The 5,361-nt window shown below is 71.4% G+C and carries 4 protein-coding genes and 1 pseudogene; 3 read left to right on the top strand and 2 right to left on the bottom strand.

Annotated features, from left to right (window positions below):
* Positions 1–161 (bottom strand): annotated as a pseudogene (locus tag NBW84_RS24620) (SAM-dependent methyltransferase); the annotation flags it as partial.
* A gap of 245 nt (positions 162–406) precedes the next feature.
* Here NBW84_RS24620 and NBW84_RS22200 point away from each other — a divergent pair.
* Together NBW84_RS22200 and NBW84_RS22195 are read left to right on the top strand one after the other, a co-directional pair.
* Positions 407–649, top strand: coding sequence for a hypothetical protein (locus tag NBW84_RS22200; RefSeq protein WP_250287101.1), 243 nt, complete (start codon positions 407–409; stop codon positions 647–649).
* A complete protein-coding gene (locus tag NBW84_RS22195; protein WP_250287099.1) occupies positions 646–1,086 on the top strand; it encodes a type II toxin-antitoxin system VapC family toxin in 441 nt (146 codons plus the stop codon). Before NBW84_RS22200 ends, NBW84_RS22195 begins: the two co-directional genes overlap by 4 nt.
* A 372-nt stretch (positions 1,087–1,458) precedes the next feature.
* Here the strand turns inward: NBW84_RS22195 and NBW84_RS22190 are convergent, their stop codons facing one another.
* On the bottom strand, positions 1,459–1,980 hold the full coding sequence (locus NBW84_RS22190; RefSeq protein WP_250287103.1) for a DUF3039 domain-containing protein: 522 nt from the start codon (positions 1,978–1,980) through the stop codon (positions 1,459–1,461).
* A 689-nt stretch (positions 1,981–2,669) separates the two neighbouring features.
* On the opposite strand from NBW84_RS22190, the gene pglW reads away from it, so the two are divergent.
* A partial coding sequence (gene pglW / locus NBW84_RS22185; RefSeq protein WP_250287097.1) for a BREX system serine/threonine kinase PglW occupies positions 2,670–5,361 on the top strand: 2,692 nt, incomplete at its 3' end.

Below are 5,361 nucleotides of genomic sequence, written 5' to 3'. Positions count from 1 at the left end.
CCCCCGCCCACGTCGAGCACGGCTGCCGGTGGCGGCGGCAGGTGATCCATCAGGTGGCGGTGCAGGACATACGTGCGCACCCGGCCCTTCACCGTCGCGTACGCGCCCTCGACGAACCGGTCCGTCAGGCCAGCCCAGACATCCTCGGTCACGGCAACCATCCTGCCCGTACCCACTCCTGCGACGACGTCCGGTCCGGGCTGTCCGCTTGACGATTCCTCGGCGGACAGCTCGACGCGTGAACACCTGTTCGATGAGACCGTGAAACTCAGGTCGACAAGCAGGCCAGCAGTACGCCTACAACCGGCTCCTGGTGACGCGGGTGCCACCCACCAGACAGGCGACCGTCACCATCTCGCTGTCACGCAGGATATGCACCAGCGCATAGCCCGGTATGCTCGTATGTATGCGAACGACCATCAACCTGCCTGACGCCCTGGCAGAGGCGGCGAAGGAACGCGCCCGAGCCGAGGGCCGGACGTTCACCAGCCTCGTCGAAGAGGGGCTGCGCAGCGTCCTGGCCCGCGGCGAGCAGCCGGTACACGTCGACCCGCTCCCCGCCTACGGCGACCCCCAGGGCCGGTTCCTCGTCGACGTCACCGACCGCGGCGCGCTCTGGGCGGCACTGGACGCCGACGGCCGGCGATGATCCTGCCCGACGTCAACGTCCTCGTGTACGCCTACCGACGCGAGGCGCAGAACCACGCCACCTACGCGTCCTGGCTCACCGCGACAGTAGGCGGCCGGGACGAACTCGCCCTGACCGACCACTGCCTCACCGGATTCCTCCGCATCGTCACCAACCCGCGCATCCTCGCCGACCCGGCACCCACCGCCGACGCGCTGCGGTTCGTCAACCGCCTACGGACAGCCCCGCGTGGCCGGCCCCTGACAGCGACCCCGGCCACCTGGGACGTGCTCGGCACCCATGTCTCCCAGGACCAGGGCATCCGCGGGAACCTCGTGCCGGACGCCTACCTTGCGGCCCTCGCCATATCCCACGGCTGCCGGCTCGCCACCACGGACCGGGGCTTCGCCAGATTCCCCGGCCTCGATTTCTTCGATCCAGCCACCACACATCGATGATCATGTATGGACGAGAGTGTCCGGCGGGGCAGCCGAACCCCCACGCCCCACACGCACGCTCAGGAATCATGCCGGGACCGCAGCCAGCCGTACCGCCAAGGGTTCCAGGAGGCTCGGCCCTCCGGCGGCTACGGGTCGCGCAACGCACGTTCACCGTCGCCGCCCACCCTCCAGCACCGCTTCCTGACGCCATAGCGGATCACAAGTACCAGGCTGAGCTGTCGATGCCACGAGCCCGGTAACCCCACACCCCGCCGGGTCCCATGAGCGCGATCATCCCATCCGCTCCCGGACCAGACCCGGACGATCTGCCGTTCCGGCACCGGAGCCGGCGGGGGGCCAAGCAGGCTGCCCTAAATCTGCACGGGCTGGCTAGTCCGCCAGTTCGACGAATCGTTCCTGGCAGGGCGGCCAGAGCGGAAGTCTCTCGTGGTTCTGCGTGGGTACGAAGAAGGCTCCGCACAGTGCACGGACGGCATGGCCCTCGATCGTGTTTCCCGCGAGGTGCTCGCGGTGGGTGTAGTGGCTGTGGCGACCGGGTTCGGACTCCGCGAGCTCATGCGCGGTGACGATTTTCTCGAGTTCGGCGACGCAGATGGTCCAGGCGCCTGGCTCGGCGATGTTCGTGTAGGAGTTCTTGCAGCGGTCCCAGCCCTGTTCGGGAGGGCTCAGGCTGATGAGTGCTCGTACGGTGAGCTGCCACGACAGACTGCTGCCGGCGTAGGCCGCTAGGGGGACGACCTCGAGTTCGATCTCGTCGGCTTCGTAGCCGGGCTCGCGCACAGGTGTGACGATGAGGGTGAGTCTCGCGAGCCTGCCCTCGTCTGATCGCGGATGTGGGATGTCGATGCGGGTCGAACCGCCGCTTTGGATCTCGCGGAGCGCGTCGAGCATCTGTCGTTGGACGGCGAGTTCCCATGCGGTAAGGAGCCGCGCGGCAGTCTCCTGTCGGAGGAGGCGCTGGTCCTCGGAGGTGGGCAGCCAACGGTGCAGGCCGCCGACGTCGTTCTCCCGCCTGACCCGCATGTAGAAGTCGTCGTGGTCCTGGTGTTCGCCCTTGGCCAGCCCAGCGACCAGCAGCCAGTGGACGCCGGTTACGCGATCCTCCCAGACGCCTCCTCGCCACTGCGCTGTCTTGATCTCCAGGAACCGCAGCTTCGCAAGAAGGTCATCGACATCCTGGACGACCTCGTCCGGGAGAGCGCCGAGGGTGAGGCCATCGGCGGTGGCGGCCGCGCCCGCTCCCGCGGGAAGGTGCCGGGGCCCGGGATGTCGTCGAAGGCGGGCCGTGACGGCGTGGTCGGGCGGCACGCGGCCCGGCGAGGACAGCGAACCGGCCGACGAGGGCGTGCCTGAAAGATCGGAGGTTGTCCCCACACAAAGATCACACAAAGATCAGAAGTAGGCTAGTTCGCAAAGAATCTTGCCTCAAAGATCTTGAAAAGTTCCGCGGCAGCCGCCACGGACGTCGCTCCGGCGGCTGCCGTCCGCTGGCCGGGATCAGGTGTTCCCGTCTGCCGGCCCTGGCCTGGTGTGGGCTAGTGTCACGGGTGGAGACATAGCGGGCACGGCAGGGGGACGGGGTGCGCGAGGGGCAGGGCCGGTGGGAGACGGTCACGCCGTCGCAGTTCCCGCATGAGCGGGAGGCGCTGGAGCACGTCCGGCGGCTGCTGCCGGACGCCGAGCCGTACCGCGCCTGGTCGAACTTCACCTTCACCGCGGCCACCGGGCACATCCGCGAGGTCGACCTGCTGGTCGTCGCCCGCGGTGGCGTCTACCTCATCGAGATCAAGAGCCTGGTCGGCCGGCTGACCGCGTCCGGGTCGAACTGGACCCAGCACCGCGACTCGGGCGACACCCGGATCTTCGACAACCCGCTGCACCTGGCGAACCAGAAGTCCAAGGAGCTACGGTCCCTGCTGGAGAACGCCGGCCGCGCGAGCCGGACGAGGATCCCGTTCATCCAGCCGGCGGTCTTCCTGTCGAACCCGGCCCTGCGGGCCGAGCTCCCCGACCACCAGCTCCACTGGGTCTTCGGCCCCGAGCGGGGCACCCCGGGCGACGCCCCCGGCCAGAGCGCCAGCAGGCACGGTGGTGGCGGTGGTGGTGGCGGGGCGCTGCCGTCGATTTGGTCCGGCCTGCTGGACGCGCCGCTGCGCGACGAGCGGCAGCGGGTCACCCCCGAGCTGTCGAAGGCCCTGGCCAAGCTGCTGCCGGCGGCCGGGATCGCCCGCAGCCGACGCCACCAGCGGGTGGGCTCCTGGCAGCTGGAGTTCCCGGCGTTCGACTCCGGCCCGACCTGGCAGGACTACCATGCCGCCCACGCCCAGGTCGCCTCCGAGCGGCGACGGGTGCGGATCTACCTCGTCGAGCGGGCCGCCGGGGAGGCCGAGCGGGCGAACCGGGAGGCAACCGCCCGCCGCGAGTTCCTGGTGCTGCACGGGATCAGCCATCAGGGGATCGTCCAGGTCGACGGGTTGGAAAGCCACGAGGCGGGCCCGGCGCTGATCTTCCGTCACCGGCCGGGCGAGATGCGCCTGGACCACTATCTCGACCAGTACGGCGGCCGCCTCGACGCCGGCACCCGGCTGTCCATGATCCGTCAACTGGTCGAGACGGTCGCCTACGCGCACGGCCGGCATCTCTACCATCGGGCGCTGGCCGCCCGCAGCGTCCTGGTCGTGCCGCGGGGCCGCCGCGCGGCGGACGGGAACGGCGACGGCAACGGCGGGCAGGGCTGGCTCGCACCCAGGCTGATGATCAGCGACTGGCAGGCGGCGGCCCGCGACGCGGGCTCGGGCACCGGTGCGCTGACGAGCGCGCTGACGGGCGCGATGACGAAGACGTCGCGCGAGCTGGCGGTGGAGCCCGCGGCCCGGTTCCTGCCGCATCTGGAGCTGGCCGCCGCCGGCTACCTGGCGCCCGAGATCGGCGCCCCCTACCCGGACCCGGTCGGCATCGACGTCTTCGGCCTGGGCGCACTGGCCTACCTGATCCTCACCGGCCAGCCGCCCGCGGACAGCCCCAACGCGCTGAAGGCGCGGCTGGAGCAGTCCGGCGGCCTGCAGCCGGCGGAGGTCGTCGACTCGCTGTCCGAGACGGCGAACGAACTGGTGGCGCAGGCGACCCGCCCGCTGCCCGACGACCGCTTCGCCAGCGTCGGCGAGCTGCTCGACTGGCTGCTGCTCGTCGAGGACGAGTTCACCCGGCCGGACGTCCCGGCGCCCGCACCCGGCGGCAGTGCCGCGGACGGCGGCCCGCCGGCAGGCCCGCCCACAGCGGGACAGGCCGGGCCGAAGCCCGGGCCGGAGCGGGACCCGTTGGAGGCTCAGCGCGGCGACCTGGTCGGTGACGAGTGGCGGATCCGGGAGCGGCTGGGCACCGGTTCGACGAGCCGCGCCTTCCTGGCCCACAACGAGAAGACCAACCGCGACGAGGTCCTCAAGGTCGCCCTCTCCGACGAGCGGGTGGCGCGCCTGGAGCACGAGGCGTCGGTGCTGGGCCGGCTGAACGACTCCCGGGTGATCCGCCTGGCCCGCCCGGACACGCTGGTCGTCGGCGGGCGCACGGTGCTCGTCCTCGACCACGCCGGCGAGCAGACCGTGGCCCGCCGGCTGCGCGAGGGCCGGCTGTCCGTCGACGAGCTGGAGACCTACAGCGACTACCTGTTCGGCGCGGTCGACTACCTCGACGGCGAGGGCGTCGCCCACCGCGACCTGAAACCGGACAACATCGTCATCCGCCGCCGGCCGAACCGCACCTACCAGCTCGTCCTCATCGACTTCTCGCTGGCCAGCATCTCCGTCCGCGACACCACCGCCGGCACGCCCCGCTACCTCGACCCGTTCCTCGGCGCCGGCACCCGCACCACCTACGACGACCACGCCGAGCGCTACGCGCTGGCGGTCACCCTGCACGAGATGGCCTCCGGCGAGCTGCCGCTGTGGGGCGACGGATCCGCCGAAGCGCGGTTCACCACGGGCCCGCCGACGGTGGCCACCGAGGCGTTCGACCCGGCGATCCGCGCCGGCCTCACCTCCTTCTTCCTGCACGCGCTCGACCGGGACGCGGCGCGGCGGTTCGCGTCGCTGAAGGACATGCGCGACGCCTGGCAGGCCCTCTTCCGCGCCGCCGACTCCACCCCGCCGGCCCCGACCGTCCATCCGTATCCGCCGGGCGACGGCCGGCCGGCGACCGGCACGGCGGGGCTCCGCCCCGCCGGCCCCGCCGGCCCCGCGGACGCCGTCGACGGGAAAGCCGCCCAGCAGGCCCGCG

Origin of the sequence: Protofrankia sp. CiP1_Cm_nod2, from assembly GCF_920664355.1 — a bacterium.
Taxonomy (GTDB): domain Bacteria; phylum Actinomycetota; class Actinomycetes; order Frankiales; family Frankiaceae; genus Protofrankia.
The sequence above is the reverse complement of the archived record's forward strand: the minus strand, read 5'-3'. Positions and strand labels throughout refer to the sequence as shown.

Excerpts from the sequence above, each read along its gene's own strand:
- NBW84_RS22200 (WP_250287101.1), top strand. The coding sequence starts at position 407 with ATGCGAACGACCATCAACCTGCCTGACGCCCTGGCAGAGGCGGCGAAG.
- NBW84_RS22190 (WP_250287103.1), bottom strand. The coding sequence starts at position 1,980 with ATGCTCGACGCGCTCCGCGAGATCCAAAGCGGCGGTTCGACCCGCATC.
- NBW84_RS22195 (WP_250287099.1), top strand. The coding sequence starts at position 646 with ATGATCCTGCCCGACGTCAACGTCCTCGTGTACGCCTACCGACGCGAG.